The sequence below is a fragment of the Actinoallomurus sp. NPDC052308 genome, assembly GCF_040679195.1.
GTDB classification, from domain to species: Bacteria; Actinomycetota; Actinomycetes; order Streptosporangiales; family Streptosporangiaceae; genus Actinoallomurus; species Actinoallomurus liliacearum.
In genome coordinates this window covers 264,663-280,766 of record NZ_JBFAUM010000003.1, presented here as the reverse complement: position 1 = coordinate 280,766, position 16,104 = coordinate 264,663, and the positions used below count along the sequence as shown (strand labels likewise).

Below are 16,104 nucleotides of genomic sequence, written 5' to 3'. Positions count from 1 at the left end.
GTCCCACGAAGGCCACCCCATACTTGAGTAGCATCCGCGAATCAGTCCGCAGGGGTACGAGGCGGACATCGGCCGGCCCGTACGCTCAGCCCATGGCCGGTGGACGACGTGCGGGGATCTCCGGTGCCCTGCGCCCGATGTTCACCGTCTTCGTCGGAGGCCGCACCGATCCACCGGTGCCCCGGCCTCGTCGCCGGCTGAGGATCGGCCCGGTCCACCTCGCCGACGCGGTGGATCCGGCGCTGGCGCTGATCCTGGCCATCAGCGGGTACGCGCAGCTGCAGTCACCGAATCCCGACTCCGGCGGTCCGGCCTCTCCGATCTTCCTGACGCTGGTGGCCTTCGGCGGCGTGGTCCCGCTGCTCATGCGCCGCAGCCGCCCGCTGGTCGCCTGGCGGGTGGCCCTGGGGATGATGCTCGTCACGGCCGTCGTCATCCATCCGCGCGCGGCGCACGGCGTGCCGTACCTGCCGACGCTCGGCATCGTCTACCTGCTGTGCCTGTACTCGCTGGCGGTGCGCTGCGAGCGTACGGTGACCGCCGGCGCCATGGTGGTCTCGGCGCTCGGCTGCGTCCTCCTCGATCCGCCGACCAAGGCGCTCGCGCTCCTGTGCGCGGTTCCGATCCTGCTCGGCTACACCGTGCGGCTCCGCCGTACGGCCCGGCAGGCGCTCGCCGAGCAGGAGGCCCGGCACGAGGCGGAGACGGCCGTGCTGCAGGAGCGGCAGCGGATCGCCCGTGAGCTGCACGACGTCGTCGCCCACCACATGTCGGTGATCGCCATCCAGGCGGAGGCCGCCCCGTACAAGGTCGCCGACCCGCCGCCGGAACTGGCCGAGAGCTTCGCCGACATCCGCGCCAGCGCGCTCGAAGGACTCACCGAGCTGCGCCGGATCCTCGGCGTGCTGCGCACCGATCCCTCGGCGCAGACCGCGCCGCAGCCGGGCCTGGAACGCCTGGACGAGGTCGTCGCCTCGGCGCGCGCCGGCGGGCTCAGCGTCGAGACGGCGGTGACCGGGGAGCCGCCGGTCCTGCCGGGCGGAGTCGGGCTGTCGGCCTACCGGATCCTGCAGGAGTCGCTGAGCAACGCGATGCGGCACGCGCCGGGCGCGTCGGTGCGCGTGGAGATCGGCTATGAGCCGGACGTGCTACGGCTCCGGGTGCGCAACGGGCCGGGCACCGAACCGGTCCGGGTGGTGCGGGCGGGCGGCGGTCACGGCCTGGTCGGCATGCGCGAACGGGCCACGATGCTCGGCGGTGAGCTCGGCGCGGGCCCGACCGCCGACGGTGGCTTCGTCGTGACGGCGGCCCTCCCGCTGGAGCCGAACGCCCCCGAGGAAAGGGACTCATGAGCATCCGTGTGGTCATCGCCGACGACCAGGGAATGGTGCGGTCAGGCTTCTCGATCCTGCTGAACGCCCAGCCGGACATCGAGGTCGTCGGCGAGGCCTGCAACGGGGAGGAGGCCGTGCGCAAGGCCGCCGAGCTGCGGCCCGACGTGGTGCTGATGGACGTGCGGATGCCGGTCCTGGACGGTCTCGCGGCCACCCGCCGGATCACCGAGCGGCCCGGCCACCCCGGCATTCTGGTGCTGACGACGTTCGACCTGGACGACTACGTGTACGACGCCCTGCGCGCCGGGGCCAGCGGGTTCCTCCTCAAGAACGCCTCGGCGGGCGAGCTGGCGGACGCGGTGCGCGTGGTCGCGGCGGGCGAGGCACTGCTGGCGCCGACCGTGACCCGGCGACTGATCGCGGAGTTCGCGCGGATGGGCGCACCGAAGGCACCGGATCGCAGGCGGCTGGAGGGCCTGACGGACCGGGAGACCGAGGTGCTCGGCCTGGTCGCGCGCGGCCTCTCCAACGCCGAGGTCGCCGAACGCCTCGTCGTCGCCGAGCAGACGGTCAAGACGCACGTCGGCCGGATCCTGATGAAGCTGGGACTGCGCGACCGTACCCAGGCCGTGGTCTACGCGTACGAGACCGGACTGGTGCGCCCGGGCGAGTGACCCCCCGCCCGGAGGAGTGACCGGTCCGGCCGTCATCCTCCCCCTACCGGGGATGTACGCGGCAAGTGCGGTCCCCGGGGGGACGCGGGTTACAACGGACGATTCGTAGCTTCCTGATCACTCGTTGATCAGGAAGGACGGGCCCGTGAAGAAGCGCCGGGCGGCACTCGCCGCCCTCGCCGTCGGCGGCATCATGCTCACGACCGGGGCCGCCGGCGGCCGCCCCTCCCTGTCGCCGCCCGTACAGCCGCTGCCCGCGCTGACGTACCGCGCGCTCACCGCGCGGTACGCGGCGGAGCGGCAGGCCATCGAGGTTGCCGCCCGGCGCGACCCCCGGCTGACGCCGCTGGCCGCGCCGGGCCGTACGTTCGTCGCGTTCGACCCGCGCGGCCGGGCCGTGGAGGTCGTCGGCGACCTGGCCACGGCCCGGCGGGTGGCGATCCTGGTCCCCGGCTCGGACACCACGCTGCGCGGTTTCGACTCGCGGGGCACGGCCTCCCCCGGCGGCGGGGCGCGGGCGGTGCTGGCCGAGGCCCGGCGGATCGACCCGCACGCCCGGCTGGCCGTGCTCGCCTGGCTGGGCTACGGCGCGCCGCGCACCATCAGCCTGGACGTGGCGACCACCGGCCGCGCCGACCAGGGCGCGCGCGCCCTGCGGCCGCTCGTGAACACCCTGAACGCCCACGGCGTCGCGGTGAGCCTGCTGTGCCACAGCTACGGCTCGGTCGTCTGCGGCCGGGCCGCCCGTCACGTCGACGCGACCGACATCGCGGTGTTCGGCAGTCCCGGGATGGCCGTCTCGTCCGCGGCGGCGCTGCACACCCGCGCGCGGGTGTGGGCGGGCCGCGCGTCCGGCGACTGGATGGCGTACGTGCCGAAGGTCCGGGTGCTCGGGCTGGGCTTCGGCGCGGACCCGACGGGCCGGGGTTTCGGCGCCCGCGTCTTCGCGGCCGGCGCCGGCGGCCACGGCGACTACCTCCGGACGGGCGGGATCGCCCTGCGCGACCTGGCGCTCATCGCCCTCGGACGCTACACGGAGGTGTCCCGTGCCCGCTGAACGCGGCCTCCCGCGCCCGGCGGCGGGTCGCCCCGTGACCGCCGGCACCGGCAGCCCCCGGCTCGCGCCGCGCCCAGGGACCGCCGGTACCGGCCGCGGCCGGCTCGCGCCGCGCCCCACGACGGAGGTGTCCCGTGACCGTTGAACCCGCCCTCCGGCCACGCCCGGTGCCCGAGCCGGACGGGCTCCCGCGACGCGGGTCGTTCGGCGCGCTGGCCCGGCGCCTCGACGCCGCGACACCGGAGCATCGTGACCGGGCCGTGGACGCGCTGCGGGCGTTCGCCATCCTCGGCGTCGTCCTCGGGCACTGGCTGGTCACCGCGCTCGTCGCCTCGGCCGCCCCGGGGGACGGCCGCACGTGGAGTGCGCGCAGCCCGCTGTCCTTCATGCCGTCGCTCGCCCCGGTGTCCTGGGTGTTGCAGACGCTGGCGCTGTTCTTCTTCGTCGGCGGGTACTCGGCGGCGAGGAGCCTGCGCCGCCCCCAGCGCACCGTCGGGTGGGTCCGCTCCCGGCTGGTGCGGCTGGGCACGCCCCCGGCGGTGCTGGTGGCGGCCTGGGTGCCGCTCACGCTGCTGCTCGCGGCGGCCGGGACGGACCCGATGCCGCTGGTCCGTCTCATGTACAGCCCGCTGTGGTTCCTGTGCGTCTTCATCGGCCTGACCGCGCTCACCCCGCTGCTCGCTCGCTGCGGGCCGTACGCCGCGGCGGTCGCGGCGGCCGTCGTGGGCGGCGTCGACCTGGTCAGGTTCGGCCTGGACGGCCCCGCCTGGCTCGGCTGGCTGAACGTGCCCGCCGCCTGGGCGGTGCCGTACCTGCTCGGCATCGCCTGGGCGAAGGGCCGGCTCGGCTCGCGGCGTACGGCCGTGGCCCTCCTCGTCGGCGGTGCGGCGGCCGCGGTCGCGCTCGTGGCGTTCGCCGGGTATCCGGCGAGCATGGTCGGCCTGCCGGGCGCGCGGGTGTCGAACCTGAGCCCGCCGACGACGGCCGCGGTGGCGTTCGGGCTCGCGCAGGTCGGCGCCGCGCTGCTCCTGCACGACCGGCTGGCGCGCTGGATGCGGCGGCCTCTCGCCTGGGCGCCGGTGGCGCTGGCGAACCTGTCGGCGATGACGATGTTCTGCTGGCACCAGACGGCGTTCATGCTGGTGACGATCGTGACCAGGCCCTTCGGTAGGCTGCCCGGACTGCACGACGTCCCCGACCACTGGAGCTGGATCGCGGCCCGGATGGCGTGGCTGCCGGCGTTCGCGTCGGTGCTGGCCGGGTGCCGGGCGGTGTTCCAGCGGTTCGAAGGTACGAGCGTGACACGTGGGCGGAGGCGGTGCCGCCGGCGCGACTGATAAATGGGAGGCTGTTCGGGTGAAGAAAGACCTCGACATCCGCGAGCAGACCACCGAGCGGCTCGAACAGGCGATGGGGGCGCTGGGCACCGCCGCGACGGCCAGCATGGAGGAGCGCCTGCCGTGGTTCCGCGCGATGTCGGCGGAGTACCGCTCGTGGGTCGGCCTGGTCGCCCAGGCGGGCATCGCCGGGTTCGTCGAGTGGTTCAAGCACGAGGAGAAGATCCGGCCGGCCATCGCCGGCGAGGTGTTCGGCACCGCGCCGCGCGAGCTGATGCGGGCCGTGCGGCTCCAGCAGACCGTGGAGATCGTCCGGGTCGTCATCGACGTCGTCGAGGCGCAGGTGAACGAGCTCGCGGCCCCGAGCGGCGAGACGCAGTTGCGGGAGGCGATCCTGCGCTACACCCGGGAGGTCGCCTTCGGCGCGGCCCAGGTGTACGCGCGGGCGGCGGAGACCCGCGGCGCGTGGGACGCCCGTTTGGAGGCCCTCATCGTCGACGCCCTGCTGCGCGGCGAGGTCGACGAGTCGCTGCACTCGTGGGCCGCCGCGCTCGGCTGGGCGTCGACGTCGGTGGCCGTCATGGCGGGCAACACCCCCGAGGACGAGCCCGAGGCCATCATCGACGACATCCGCATCGCGTCCCGCCGGGCGCGCGTCGACGTGCTCGCCGGGGTGCAGGGCAGCCGCCTCATCGTCATCGTCGGAGGCGTCGAGGACGACCCCCTCGCCGCGGCCAAGCCGTTCACGTCCAAGTTCGGTCCGGGCGCGGTGGTGATCGGGCCGCGCGTCGACGACCTGTACGCCGCGACGATGTCCGCGCGGGCCGCCCTGGCCGGCCTGCGGGCCGTGGCGGGCTGGCCGGACGCGCCCCGGCCGGTGTTCGCCGGCGACCTGCTCGCCGAGCGCGCCCTCGACGGCGACCCGGACGCGCGGGCGTTCCTGGTGGAGGAGGTCTACGAACCGCTGCGCGTGGCCGGGGCCCCGCTGCTCGACACGCTGACGACCTACCTGGAGCAGGGCTCGTCGCTGGAGGCCACCGCGCGGCTGTTGTTCGTGCACCCCAACACGGTGCGGTACCGCCTGCGCCGGGTCACCGAGCTGACCGGATACGTCCCCGCCGACGGCCGGGCGGCGTTCACTCTCCGCATCGCCCTGGTTCTCGGGCGTTTCGCCGACCGGCCCCTTTCGTTGTAACTCCCCCGGCGTCGCCTTGTAGGACCCTCACAAGGCTCGCCGCCGGAGATTCGTACCTCACCGCATGAACATGGCGGAGTCCTACAGTGCATGGTTGAGTGCGTGCTCGTCATCGCCGCGCCCGGGCAGGGCGCCCAGACCCCGGGATTCCTCAACGCCTGGCTCGAACTGCCGGGTGTCGCCGACCGTCTCGCGTGGTGGTCCGCCGTCACCGGACTTGACCTGATCCGCTACGGCACCACCGCCGACGCCGATGAGATCCGCGACACCGCCGTCGCGCAGCCTCTCCTGGTGGCCTCCGCGCTCGTCGCCTACGAGGCGCTGGGCGTGCGGCCGGACGTGACCGCCGGGCACAGCGTGGGCGAGCTCGCCGCCGCGGCGATCGCCGGTGTCATCTCCCCCGAGTCCGCCATGGTGCTCGTGCGGGAGCGCGGCCGGGCGATGGCCGAGGCCGCCGCCGTCACCGAGACCGGCATGACCGCCGTGCTCGGCGGCGACGCCGAGGAGGTCCTCGCGACGATCGAGAAGCACGGCCTCACCCCGGCGAACGCCAACGGCGCCGGCCAGGTGGTCGCGGCCGGCACGAAGGAGCAACTGGCCGCGTTCGCGGAGGCGCCGCCCGCCGGTGCGCGGCTGCGTTCGCTGTCGGTGGCCGGAGCCTTCCACACGCATCACATGGCCCCCGCGGTCGACACGCTGCGGCGGATCACCCCGGGCATGCCGGTGGCCGACCCCGTCACCCGGCTGCTCTCCAACCGCGACGGCGCCGTCGTGGACCACGGCCCCGACTTCGTCGCCCGTCTCGTCGAGCAGGTCAGCGCGCCGGTGCGCTGGGACTCCTGCATGGCGACGATGGCGGACCTCGGCGTCACGGCGATCATCGAACTTCCCCCGGCGGGTACTCTCGTCGGCCTCGCCAAGCGCGCACTTCCCGGTATCGAGCGGGTCGCGCTGAAGACGCCCGACGACCTCGACAAGGCGCGCGCCCTCGTCCAGCAGGAGACGCGCGCCGGCGACGACACTTTGGAGAACGCGTGACGTCATTCCAGCTTCGCACCGGCGCCCCCGGGGCGCGCATCCTCGCGTTCGGCCACTACCAGCCGTCGAACGTCGTCACCAACGACGATCTCGCCAAGACGGTGGACACCAACGACGAGTGGATCCAGAGCCGCGTCGGCATCAAGCAGCGCCGCATCGCGGGCCCGGAGGAGTCGGTCGTCGACATGGCCGTCCAGGCCGGCGGCAAGGCCCTGGCGAGCAGCGGCCTGTCCCCGGAGGACATCGACCTGGTCATCGTCGCCACCTGCACGCAGGAGGCGCAGATCCCCAACGCGTCGGCGCGCGTGGCCGACCGGCTCGGCATCAGCGCGCCCGGAGCGTACGACGTGAACGCGGCGTGCGCGGGCTTCTGCTACGCGCTGTCCAACGCCTCCGACGCGGTCCGCGCCGGCTCGGCGCGCAACGTGCTCGTGATCGGCTCGGAGAAGCTGTCGCAGTGGGTGGACTGGACGGACCGTTCGACCTGCATCATCTTCGCCGACGGCGCGGGCGCCGCGGTGGTGACCGGTGCGGAGGAGGCCGCCGTCGGCCCCGTGGTCTGGGGCAGCGCCGGTGACATGGCCGACCGGATCTACATCAAGGACCGTGCCGGCTTCCTGTTCCAGGAGGGGCAGGCCGTCTTCCGGTGGGCGACGACGGCCCTGCACCCCATCGCGCGAGAGGCGTGCGAGCGCGCGGGCGTCGACCCGTCCGAGCTCGCCGCCTTCATCCCGCACCAGGCGAACCTGCGCATCATCGAGGCGATCGCGCGTAAGCTCAAGGCCGAGAACGCCATCGTCGCCGACGACATCGTCAACGCCGGCAACACCTCGGCCGCCTCGATCCCCCTGGCGTTGTCCCGCATGATCGAGCGCGGTGACGTGCCCTCCGGCGCGCCGGCCCTGCTGATCGGTTTCGGCGCCGGCATGACCTACGCCGCGCAGGTGGTCCGGATCCCGTAGCCGGGCCGCTCGCGCGCGTTCGTCCCCCTGAACTCCCTTCGAAGCACACATCGCAACACAGGAAATGGAGAAATACCCCATGGCTCTTTCCGAGAAGGAGATCCTCGAAGGCCTCGGCGAGATCGTCGAGGAGATCGCGGGCGTCGACCCGTCCGAGGTGACCCCCGACAAGTCCTTCGTCGACGACCTGGACATCGACTCCCTGTCGATGGTCGAGATCGCCGTCGCGGCGCAGGACAAGTTCGGCGTCGAGATCCCCGACGACGAGCTGAAGAACCTCAAGACGGTCAAGGACGTCGTCGTCTACGTGCAGAACAAGGGCGTCTCTGCCTGAAGTCGAACAGCAAGGGAGAGCGTGACCATATGAGTACCTCCGTCGTCGTGACCGGACTCGGCGCTACTACGCCTCTCGGCGGCGACGTGGCATCGACCTGGTCCGCTCTGCTGGCGGGCCGGTCCGGCGTGAAGCGGCTCACCGCCGAGTGGGCGGAGAGCCTCTCGGTGCGGATCGCGGCTCCGATCGCGGTGGAACCCTCGGAGGTCCTGCCGCGGCACCGGCTGCGCCGGCTGGACCGTTGCCAGCAGTTCGCCCTCATCGCCGCCCGCGAAGCCTGGCTCGACGCCGGCTTCGCGTTCGGCGACGAGGCGGGCTTCCAGGTCGACGGTGACCGGGTCGGCGCGGTCGTGTCGTCTGGGATCGGCGGGATCATCACGACCCTCGACAACTACGACATCCTGAACGAGAAGGGCTGGCAGCGGGTCTCGCCGTTCGCCGTCCCGATGCTGATGCCGAACGGCGGCGCCGGAGTCGTCAGCATCGAGTTCGGGGCGAAGGCCGGCGCGCACGCGCTCGCCAGCGCCTGCGCGTCCAGCGCGGAGGCCATCGGCTACGGCATCGACATGATCCGGTCCGGGCGGGCCGACGTCGTCATCGCCGGCGGCACCGAGGCCGCGATCCACCGGCTCAACCTCGCCGCGTTCGGCTCGATGCGCGCGATGTCCACGCGCAACGACGACCCCGAGCACGCCTCGCGCCCGTACGACAAGGACCGGGACGGGTTCGTGCTCGGCGAGGGCTCCGGAATCCTCATCCTGGAGTCGGAGGAGCACGCGCGGGCCCGCGGCGCCCGGATCTACGCCGTCGCCGCCGGTGTCGGCTACTCCGCCGACGCGGTCGACATCGTGTCGAACGACCCCGAGGGCATGTCGAAGGCGATGGTCCGCGCGCTGGCCGACGCCGACCTGGAACCGTCGGACATCGTGCACATCAACGCGCACGGCACGTCCACCCCGGTCGGCGACACCGGCGAGATCAAGGCGATCAAGCTGGCGCTCGGCGAGGCCGCCCACCAGATCGCCATCACCAGCACCAAGTCGATGACCGGCCACCTGCTCGGCGGCACGGGAGCGGTCGAGTCGATCGCCGCGATCCTCGCCCTGCGCGAGGGTCTCGTACCGCCGACGATCAACATCGAGAACCTCGACGACGACGTCGACCTGGACATCGTTCGAGACGAACCCCGGAAGCTGCCCGGCGGTCCCGCCGCCGCCCTGAACAACTCGTTCGGATTCGGCGGGCACAACGTGACCGTCGCGCTGAGGAGGCATGAGTCGTGACCGTTGTCGATAGCAGGTCCGCCACCCGGGCGCCCGAGCCCACGGCGCCCCCTGAACCCACCGCGCCGGACCCCCGGGATCCGCGCGTACGGCTGGAGGCGCTCTTCGACGAGGGGTCGCTGCGGCTCCTCTCCGAGGAGGACACCAGCGGCGCCCTCGCGGGCGTGGGCCGGGTCGAGGGCATGCCGGTCGTGGCGTTCGCCAGCGACCCGCGCGTCCAGGGCGGCGCGATGGGCGCGGAAGGCTGCGAGGCCATCGTCCACGCCTACGACCACGCGGTACGCGAGCGGCTGCCGATCATCGGCCTGTGGCACTCCGGCGGGGCGCGCCTCGCCGAGGGTGTCGAGTCCCTGCACGGGGTCGGGCGCGTGTTCGCGGCCATGACCAAGGCGTCGGGCGTGGTCCCGCAGATCTCGGTCGTGCTCGGCGCCGCCGCCGGCGGGGCCGCGTACGGCCCGGCGCTGACCGACATCGTCATCCTGTCCGAGGGCGGCCGCATCTTCGTGACCGGCCCGGACGTCGTACGGTCGGTCACCGGCGAGGTCGTCGACATGGCGGCGCTCGGCGGGCCCGAGCCGCACAGCAAGCGCAGCGGCGTCGTGCACGTCGTGGCCAAGGACGACACCGAGGCCCTCGTCAAGGCCAGGCGGGTCGCGTCGCTCCTCGGCCACCAGGGCCGCATGCGGCCGGAGGAGGTCGAGGAGATCGACCTCGGCGGCGTGCTGCCCGACAACCCGCGCCGCGCGTACGACGTGCACCCCATCATCAACAAGCTGCTCGACGACCCGGCCGAGGCCATCGAGCTGCACCCGAAGTGGGCGCCGAACATCGTCACGACGCTCGGGCGTTTCGGCGGCCGTACCGTCGGCGTCATCGCCAACAACCCGATGCGGCTGGGCGGCTGCCTGGACTCCACGTCGGCGGAGAAGGCGTCGCGGTTCGTGCGGATGTGCGACGCGTTCGGGGTGCCGCTGGTCGTCATCGTCGATGTGCCCGGCTACCTTCCGGGCGTCGGCCAGGAGCACGACGGCGTCGTACGCCGCGGCGCGAAGCTGCTGCACGCGTTCGCCGAGGCGGTCGTGCCGCGCGTCACGCTCGTGACCCGCAAGTCGTACGGCGGCGCGTACATCGCGATGAACTCCCGCGCGCTGGGCGCGACGCGCGTCTTCGCCTGGCCGACCGCCGAGATCGCGGTGATGGGCGCGGTCGCCGCCGTGCGCATCCTGCACCGCCGCAAGCTGGCGGCCGTCCCGGAGGAGGAGCGGCACGCGCTGGAGGAGCAGCTCGCCGCCGAGCACGTGAAGATCGCCGGTGGCGTGGAACGGGCCCATGACCTCGGCGTGATCGACGAGATCATCGAGCCGGCCAAGACCCGGCGCGCGATCGCGCAGGCCATCGCCGAGGCGACCCCGGCCCGGGGCGCCCACGGCAACATCCCCCTGTAGCCCGCGAAGACCCGAGCGCCCCGTCCAGGACGACCTGGGCGGGGCGTTCGTCATCCGCGAGCCCAGCCCCGAGACCGCCCGCCCCCTACCCGACGAGGACCGCGCGGAGCGGCGGAGGTATCCGGGTAGGTCGTATGCTCAGGCAGCGTGCGAGTCGATCTTGTAACACTGGTCGTGGACGACTACGACCCGGCCATCGCGTTCTTCGTCGACGTACTCGGCTTCGATCTGGTCGAGGACTCGCCATCGCTGACGAATGACGGTCGTCCGAAACGGTGGGTCGTCGTCCGGCCGCAGGGTGCCGAGACGGGCATCCTGCTCGCCCGTGCGGACGGGGAGCGGCAGGTGACGGTCGTTGGGAACCAGGTCGCCGGCCGAGTGGGATTCTTCCTGCGGGTGGATGACTTCGACGCCGCCTACCAGCGGATGGTGGCCGCCGGGGTCGAGTTCGTCACCCCACCACGTGCGGAGGCCTATGGACGGGTCGCCGTGTTCGTCGACATCGCCGGGAACCGCTGGGACCTGCTCGGACCGGCCTGAAGGACGCCGGCCTCATACGGAGCCGGTCTCGCACTCGTAAGGGCATCGACCGGTTCCGAGCGGCGAACATCGCCGGCGCGCCCAACGTCAATCAGCGTCCCGGACGAGGTGTTGCGCCGTCACCGTCTCCAGCTCTCGCGGGTGGGGCTCGCCGAGCGGATCGCCCCGGTACCCCCGGACGTCGGCGAGGAGCAGCACGGCCAGGTTCGCCCCGGCGACCAGGAGCGCAAGTCCCAGCAACGGCGCGGCCGTCCCGGTCACCGCGGCGATCGGGGCCGCCACCGCCATCCCGAACGGCCGGCTGGCGAAGGAGATCAGTGCGTCGAACGAGCCGACCCGGCCCAGGACGTCCTGCGGGATCCGGCGCTGCAAGGTCGTCTCCCACAGCGGGCTGAGCACGCCGAGTCCCAACATGGCCGTGAAATAGGCCAGTACGACGACCGCCAGCAGCGCGGTGGACGGGGCGAGCGCGGCCACCCCCAGCGCGGCCAGCGGCAGCCCGTACGCCGCACCACCGAACGCGACCGCTACCAGCGGACGGCGGATCCGTAGCCGCCCTGCGCCGAACACCCCGATCAGCATGCCCGCGGTACCGGCCTGGGCGATGACCACCCAGGCGGCGTCCCCACCCATGTGCCGGACCGCGATGACCGGCGCCAGCGTCAGCAGGAAGCCCGCCGCCAGGTGCCAGACACCGTGCCCGGTCACGCTGGCCAGGAACCACGGGTGCCGCCGGGTCTCCCGCCAGCCCTCCCTGAGCTCCGCCGTGAACCGCTCCCTCTCGACGACCGGCGCGGCGCGGCGTGGGACGAGCCCGCCCAGCGTCGTCGCGGAGACGGCGAAGAGCCCGGCGGTGAGCAGCGACGACCAGCCGGGCCCGGCGGCCAGCACCAGCCCGCCGGCCGCGGCCGGGGCGGCCATCTGGGCCAGCCCCTCGGCGACGCCGAGCCGGGCGTTCGCCCGGAGCCGGTCCGCGCCATCGACGATGCCCGCGACCAGCCGCCGCACCGCCGGCGTGCCGAACGCCACCCCGGCTCCGGTGACGGCTGAGAGGGCGGCCAGCTCCGGGATTCGGGCGGGGCCGCGCAGCAGTTCCACGCCGATCGCGGCCTGGGCGGCGCCACGCAGCAGGTCGGCGGTGAGCACCACCCGCTGGGCAGGAAACCGATCGGCGACCACTCCGGCGACCGGCAACAGCACCAGCATCGGGATCAGCTCACAGGCCAGCACGACGCCGAGCGCGCCGGAAGAGCCGGTGGCCCGCACCACTGCGAGTGTCAGTGTCGTCGGGATGAGCGCGGTGGCCAGGGCAGCGTTGATCCGGCCGAAGATCAGTCGACGCATGCCGGAAAGATATTTCGCTGGCGTATGTTTCGTCAACGAAATTCACTGGCGTACCATACTGCCTGTATGCAGGATTCCGTCGATCACCATCTGGCCCGCTGGCGCGGCAAGGCGCCCTACGACGAGCGCACCGAGGCGATCGTCACCCGCATGCAGTTCCTGGTGAAGCACGTCCGACAGGCCAAGGACCGGGCACTGGCCCACGTCGGGCTGCAGGAGTTCGAGTTCGAGACTCTGCACCGGCTGGTCTCTCACGGAGGGTCGATGACGCCCTCGGAGCTGGCCAAGGAGCTGCTGTTGTCCCCCGCCGGGACCACCGGGCGGCTGGACACGCTGGAACAGGCCGGGTTGATCCGGCGGCTGCGCGGCACCGGCGACCGGCGCCGGGTCGAAGTCGAGCTCACCGAAGCAGGCCACGCGAAGTGGCTGGCCGCGATGGAACTGCGCGCGGTGGTCGAAAGCGACATGATCGCCACACTGGACCCGGCCTCGCAGGAGACGCTGAACGAACTGCTCAAGCACATGCTCGCCAAGATCGAAGCCGCCCGGGACGTCTTCACCTCACCCCACTGACACCAGCGCTCGAAAGGGCTCCGATCGCATCCGCGGGGCGCTCGCCATCCGTACGGCGCGCGACTCGGCCCTGGCTGTCCTAGTGTGACGCCGATGGCGTCGACGTCTACGCCCGCCACCCCGGTGGCGCCGAGGTCGAGTACGTCGAGTCGGCGCCCGAGCTGGTGGCGCGCATCTTCGGTCCCTGACCGGCTCAGAGGTGGGACGCGAGGTCGGTGCGCGCGAGAGGGGCAGGGCGGACACGGTCAGGGGGCGACACGAGGACTACCGGAACCGCCCCGGCGCGGGCCGATCACCGGCCGCCTCCGTAGTCGATGGAACAACGCGACCCCGGCGACCAGGAAGAGCAGGCCGCCGGCCAGCAGGGGCCACGGGTCCAGCAGTCCCTCGATGCAGTCGCTCCCGCCGTTGGCAGAGGTAGTGCAGTGGGTGCCGGGTCCCTGCCGATTGAGGTAGGTGAGCAGGAACAGCGGCAGGCTCGCGCTGGAGACCAAGCCGGGCAGGCCCCGCTGGGTGTCCCGGCGCGTGGCCAGCACGACGGTGCCCGCCATGGTGATGGGCAGGATGAAGATCCCTATCGACAGGATGCTCAGCATGCCGAGGATGTAGCAGGCCCCGATCAGGAGCCAGCCGGTGAACATGAGCCAGTCGCGCTTGCTGCCGGTCATGCCCTCTTCTTTCGTCGGAAGATGTCGAGTACGGAAGCGACTTTCCCGGCGCGGTCGAACAGGGCCAGTGCGGGCTCGCGTTCCCCTTCGAGGTTGGCGAGCATTTCCAGCCCCAGGTACAGAGCCACGATCGCGTGGGCGAGTTCCTCAGGCGGTAGCAGTCGCGCGGCCGGGGAGCCCGCGAGCGCGTCCCGGATGCTGTCGGCGGCGAACGCGCGCCAGGGTCGGATGCGGGCGGCGACTTCCGGGCCGAGCCCGGGGGTGAACTGGGCGGCGGCGATCATCTCGACGAGCACGGTCACGTGCCCTTGATCCAGGTCCTCGTCGAAGACCGCCCTGGCTGCCCGGACCAGATCACCGAGGTTCTTGGAGTCATCCACCATCGCCTGATAACGCTCGTGGCGTACCCGGCTGACGGCGTCCAGCGCGGCCAGGTGCAGCTTGGCCACGGTGCCGAAGTGATAGAAGATCAGCGCCTGGTTACAGCCGGCACGCTGGGCGATCTCCCGCGCACTGGCTCCGGCGAAGCCGTGCTCACGCAGCGCCGCGACGGCCCCTTCCAGCAGCGCCGCGCGGGTCTCTGTCGAGCGGGGATTCTCGGACGGCCTGACAGACCGCTTTGCACCTGCTCGGGCCATGCCGCTCCCCCGAGGTTGAGTGGTCAGATTAAGCAACTGCTCAAACAGTAGGCACCGCCAGATCTAGTGGCAAGAGCACGGCCCCTCTCGTCAAGCGCCGGCAAATCGGCCCGGGAATTCGCCGGCTTGCCGTCCGCCGGCTGCGAGAGCAGGCTCAGTGCCGGACGGCGCACATGCGGTAGAGCTGCACGATGGGCGCCGGATCATTCAGTTCGCGGCGGTGACGCTTGAGATCCCCCCGGATGCCGACTCGGACGAGGCATGCCTACGCCTCATCGGTGTGCCGGTAGACCGCGTCCGCGCGGGTGCGGTGCCGTATTCCGCGGTCTGTGGTGAACGCGTGCACTGAGCCACCCGCGCGGGGCCGGTCAGCCGTCGGCGAGCCGTACGCCGCGACGCCATACGGCGCGGATGTTCAGCGTGTCTGAGATGTCGGTCGTGGGGTCGCCTTCGACGAGGAGCAGGTCGGCGCGGCGACCGGCCGCGATGCGGCCCCGGTCGTCGAGGCCGAAGCGGTGTGCGGGGGTGCTCGTCGCGGCCCGCAGGGCCTCGACGGGGGTCAGGCCCGCCTGGACCAGGTAGCCCAGCTCCTGGTGGACGCTGGCGCCGTGGGCGAGGCCGCCGAGGAAGGGCAGCGGGAAAGAGGCGTCGGTTCCGACGATGAGGTCGACGCCGGCGGCGTGGAGCGCGCGCACCGAGTCCAGCACGTCCGCGATGCGCCCCTGCGGGTACCGGTCGAAGCTGCTGCGCAGCGTCGTGAGCCACGCCTCGTCCAGACGCGCGCTGACGCGCGGGTCGTCCGCGAGGGCCGCGCCGGTGATGCCCATCATCGAAGCGTCGAGGACGACGCAGGGCACGACGAACGCTCCCGATCCCGCGATGAGCTCGATGATCTCGTCGTCGTGCGGCCGGTCCATGAACAGGTGGGCGAGGCCGTCGATACCGGCCTCGATCGCCATACGGGTCGCGTCGACGGTGAGCGTGTGCGCGACGGTCAGCATCCCGTGCCGGTGGGCTTCGGCGACACCGGCGTTCAACGTCGCCTGGTCGAGCATCGGCAGGCCCGGGTGGCCCTCGACCGTGCCGTCGTCGACCATGAACTTGATGTAGTCAGAGCCCGCCGCCACGAGCTTCGGGATGTGGCTCACCGCCTCCTCCGGGGTGGTGGAGAACGGCATCACGACGTTGCCGAAGGCGGAGTGATCGTCCCCTCCCGGGCGGAAGCCCTCGGGGAAGAGCTCGCTGGGGTGCCCGCCGGGCGGGGTGAGACCGAACCCCGCGGAGCGGACGTCCGCCAGGGAGTCGTCCTCACTGATGTCCGTCCGGTTGTGCTTCGTCCATCGCCCCTGCATCTCCAGCTCGGTCGTGACCCCGAACCTCAGTGCGCACGCCAGCGCCTGCTCAGAGGTGTGGACATGGGCGTCGAACAGGCCGGGCAGCAGGGTCCCGCCCCTCGCGTCCACGACGTGTGCGTCCGCGGGCACGTCGCCGCCGACGGCGATGATCCGGCCCTCGCCGATCAGGACGGTGGTCTGCGGCAGCACCCGTTCCCCGTCGAAGACACGCGCGCCGGTGATGGCTGTAGTGGTCACTGTCCCTCGCTTCTTTCCCAAGAACATGCTCTCATGCAGGAGCATGACTTACAGCATACATATTCTCAACCGCATGCATGCGCTCTATGA

Annotated in this window: 16 protein-coding genes; 12 read left to right on the top strand and 4 right to left on the bottom strand. The window is 72.3% G+C overall.

Going from position 1 to position 16,104, the window contains the following annotated elements; genetic code table 11:
* Positions 1-92 precede the first annotated feature (92 nt).
* The 11 genes from AB0L00_RS12660 (at position 93) to AB0L00_RS12610 (ending at position 11,199) form a co-directional block, all read left to right on the top strand.
* The gene (locus tag AB0L00_RS12660) at positions 93-1,352 is read left to right on the top strand and encodes a sensor histidine kinase (protein ID WP_364432291.1); all 1,260 of its coding nucleotides are present in this window, start codon (positions 93-95) and stop codon (positions 1,350-1,352) included.
* A complete protein-coding gene (locus AB0L00_RS12655) occupies positions 1,349-2,008 on the top strand; it encodes a response regulator transcription factor (protein WP_364432288.1) in 660 nt (219 codons plus the stop codon). Before AB0L00_RS12660 ends, AB0L00_RS12655 begins: the two co-directional genes overlap by 4 nt.
* Before the next feature lie 145 nt (positions 2,009-2,153).
* Complete coding sequence (locus AB0L00_RS12650; protein WP_364432285.1) at positions 2,154-3,065, top strand: alpha/beta hydrolase; 912 nt, start codon at positions 2,154-2,156, stop codon at positions 3,063-3,065.
* Between the two features lie 134 nt (positions 3,066-3,199).
* A complete protein-coding gene (locus AB0L00_RS12645; RefSeq protein WP_364432283.1) occupies positions 3,200-4,402 on the top strand; it encodes an acyltransferase in 1,203 nt (400 codons plus the stop codon).
* A 73-nt stretch (positions 4,403-4,475) separates the two neighbouring features.
* Complete coding sequence (locus AB0L00_RS12640; protein WP_345364184.1) at positions 4,476-5,597, top strand: helix-turn-helix domain-containing protein; 1,122 nt, start codon at positions 4,476-4,478, stop codon at positions 5,595-5,597.
* A 102-nt stretch (positions 5,598-5,699) separates the two neighbouring features.
* Positions 5,700-6,635, top strand: a complete 936-nt coding sequence (locus tag AB0L00_RS12635) for an ACP S-malonyltransferase (RefSeq protein ID WP_364433227.1) — start codon at positions 5,700-5,702, stop codon at positions 6,633-6,635.
* A complete protein-coding gene (locus AB0L00_RS12630) occupies positions 6,632-7,597 on the top strand; it encodes a beta-ketoacyl-ACP synthase III (protein WP_364432280.1) in 966 nt (321 codons plus the stop codon). The genes AB0L00_RS12635 and AB0L00_RS12630 overlap by 4 nt, the downstream gene beginning before the upstream one ends.
* Positions 7,598-7,676: 79 nt before the next feature.
* The gene (locus tag AB0L00_RS12625) at positions 7,677-7,931 is read left to right on the top strand and encodes an acyl carrier protein (RefSeq protein WP_345364048.1); all 255 of its coding nucleotides are present in this window, start codon (positions 7,677-7,679) and stop codon (positions 7,929-7,931) included.
* A 29-nt stretch (positions 7,932-7,960) separates the two neighbouring features.
* Complete coding sequence (fabF, locus tag AB0L00_RS12620) at positions 7,961-9,214, top strand: beta-ketoacyl-ACP synthase II (RefSeq protein ID WP_364432278.1); 1,254 nt, start codon at positions 7,961-7,963, stop codon at positions 9,212-9,214.
* On the top strand, positions 9,211-10,659 hold the full coding sequence (locus AB0L00_RS12615; RefSeq protein ID WP_364432275.1) for a carboxyl transferase domain-containing protein: 1,449 nt from the start codon (positions 9,211-9,213) through the stop codon (positions 10,657-10,659). The genes fabF and AB0L00_RS12615 overlap by 4 nt, the downstream gene beginning before the upstream one ends.
* Before the next feature lie 147 nt (positions 10,660-10,806).
* Positions 10,807-11,199 carry a VOC family protein gene (locus tag AB0L00_RS12610; RefSeq protein WP_364432272.1) on the top strand — a complete coding sequence of 131 codons (393 nt, stop codon included), beginning with the start codon at positions 10,807-10,809 and terminating at the stop codon, positions 11,197-11,199.
* An 87-nt stretch (positions 11,200-11,286) separates the two neighbouring features.
* Here the strand turns inward: AB0L00_RS12610 and AB0L00_RS12605 are convergent, their stop codons facing one another.
* Entirely contained in the window at positions 11,287-12,543 is a 1,257-nt protein-coding gene (locus AB0L00_RS12605; RefSeq protein WP_364432270.1) for an MFS transporter, read from the bottom strand.
* Positions 12,544-12,609: 66 nt separating this feature from the next.
* Between AB0L00_RS12605 and AB0L00_RS12600 the strand changes: the two genes are divergently transcribed.
* A complete protein-coding gene (locus tag AB0L00_RS12600; protein ID WP_364432267.1) occupies positions 12,610-13,116 on the top strand; it encodes a MarR family transcriptional regulator in 507 nt (168 codons plus the stop codon).
* 245 nt (positions 13,117-13,361) lie between these two features.
* Here AB0L00_RS12600 and AB0L00_RS12595 read toward each other — a convergent pair whose 3' ends face one another.
* From AB0L00_RS12595 to AB0L00_RS12585, 3 genes are all read right to left on the bottom strand, one after another.
* Entirely contained in the window at positions 13,362-13,784 is a 423-nt protein-coding gene (locus AB0L00_RS12595) for a hypothetical protein (protein ID WP_364432264.1), read from the bottom strand.
* Positions 13,781-14,422: a TetR/AcrR family transcriptional regulator gene (locus tag AB0L00_RS12590; protein ID WP_364432261.1), complete on the bottom strand. Its 642-nt coding sequence runs from the start codon at positions 14,420-14,422 to the stop codon at positions 13,781-13,783. The genes AB0L00_RS12595 and AB0L00_RS12590 overlap by 4 nt, the downstream gene beginning before the upstream one ends.
* A gap of 368 nt (positions 14,423-14,790) precedes the next feature.
* Positions 14,791-16,014: an amidohydrolase family protein gene (locus tag AB0L00_RS12585; RefSeq protein ID WP_364432258.1), complete on the bottom strand. Its 1,224-nt coding sequence runs from the start codon at positions 16,012-16,014 to the stop codon at positions 14,791-14,793.
* Between the last annotated feature and the right edge of the window lie 90 nt (positions 16,015-16,104).